This is a genomic window from Streptomyces capoamus (assembly GCF_014654935.1).
Taxonomy (GTDB): Bacteria; Actinomycetota; Actinomycetes; order Streptomycetales; family Streptomycetaceae; genus Streptomyces; species Streptomyces capoamus.
This window is the reverse complement of sequence record NZ_BNBF01000012.1, coordinates 188,116-189,657: the sequence shown is the minus strand read 5'-3', so window position 1 is coordinate 189,657 and position 1,542 is coordinate 188,116. Positions and strand designations below refer to the sequence as shown.

Below are 1,542 nucleotides of genomic sequence, written 5' to 3'. Positions count from 1 at the left end.
TCGCCCCGCGCGTGGTCTGGCCGCGGTCGCCGACGAGGGTCATCCCGACCGGCTCGTACCGCCACCGGCCGCCGACCTTCACCTCTTTCGGCGGGTAGGGCATCGGCAGCCAGTTCTGGGCGTACCAGTCGGCCGCCCTGACCAGCGTCCGCACCGTGCCGCGCCGGACGTCCGGGCCGAGGCCGACGGGCGTGGGCAGTGTGTCCGGCACGCCGACGATGTGCCGCTGGGCCGGCATCCAGGTGGTGCCGTCGAACTCGTCCAGGGAGACGATCCGCAGATACAGGTCGGAGAGGTCGTCGGTGTCGGTCCGCAGGGTCAGCACCTGGCGGTCGTCGTCCGTGTTCAGGTTGTCGCGCAGCGACACCAGCGGGTTGACCGCCGAGACCGTGCCGCCGTCGCCGCCGCCCGCCCCGACGCCGGCGCCGGCCGCGTCCAGCAGACCGCCGTGCATCGCGGGCAGGGCCACCGGCACCATCAGGGCCACGCCGAGCGCGACCGCGCCGATCCGCCGCCCGGTGCGCACCGGCGCCACGGCACCCGGTTCCGGGGCGCCCGGGCCGCGGGGCGCGCCGCCGAAGACCCGGCCCCACTGGGCGAGCCGGTCCCGGCCCTCCGCGAGCAGCAGCATCAGGTAGCCGGCCGCCGCCACCAGGAACCACAGCCAGTCGGCGCCGCCGTCGGACAGGCCCGCGGCCACCGAGTACAGCGCGAGCAGCGGCAGCCCGGCCGGGGCCGCGCTGCGGAAGGTCACCGCGAGCACGTCCACCAGCAGCCCGACGACCAGCACGCCGCCGATCAGCATCAGCTTGATACCGCCGGTGAGCGGCGCCGGTATCGCGTACCGGCCGACGTCGTCCGCGCCCTGCTGGAGCAGCTCGGCGAAGTACCGGAAGGTGTCCGGGCCGGGGACCAGCCCGGCGATCGCGTGCTGCCGGGCGAAGACGAGGGTCAGCAGCACCAGGGTGGCCAGGGCCTGCGCCGCCACGGTCAGCGGCCGGCCCAGCGGGACCCGCCGGGCCGCTGCGCCCACCCCGGTCTGCACGGCCACCAGCGGCACCAGCTGCAGCAGCCAGGTCGGCTCGGCGACCAGCGGCAGCAGCGCGCAGGAGGCCATCAAGGTGGCCGCCGCCGCGCACAGCGCCAGTCGTGCCCGCCCGCTCATCCCCGTGCCTCCCCGCTCACCGCGGCCAGCCCGGAACGCTCCCGGTCGGCCTGTCGCCACAGCTGGTCCATGGAGGCGCCGCGCGGCACGCTCAGTGCCGTCCAGCCCGCCTCGCGCAGCAGCTGCAGCCGTTCCTCGTGCCGGTCGCCCGGGCGCGGCACGTCGGCCGCCTCCCGGGTCCAGGTGTCCGGGTCCAGCACGAAGGCGACGGCGCCGCCGCTGCGCCGGCTCATCTTGGCGACCGTCGCCGCCTGCTCCTCGTCCAGGTCGCCCAGGAACGCGATCAGCAGCCCCTCGTTGCCGCCGCGCAGCACGTCGTAGGCCCGGGACAGGCCGGTGCCGTCCGAGTGGTCGACGACCGCGAGGGTGTCCATCAT

The 1,542-nt window shown here is 76.1% G+C and carries 2 pseudogenes; both read right to left on the bottom strand.

Annotated elements, in window-relative coordinates:
* Positions 1-1,165, bottom strand: a pseudogene (locus IE312_RS41035) (TgpA N-terminal domain-containing protein); the annotation flags it as partial.
* A pseudogene (locus IE312_RS41030) lies at positions 1,162-1,542 on the bottom strand (DUF58 domain-containing protein); the annotation flags it as partial. The pseudogenes IE312_RS41030 and IE312_RS41035, both read right to left, overlap by 4 nt.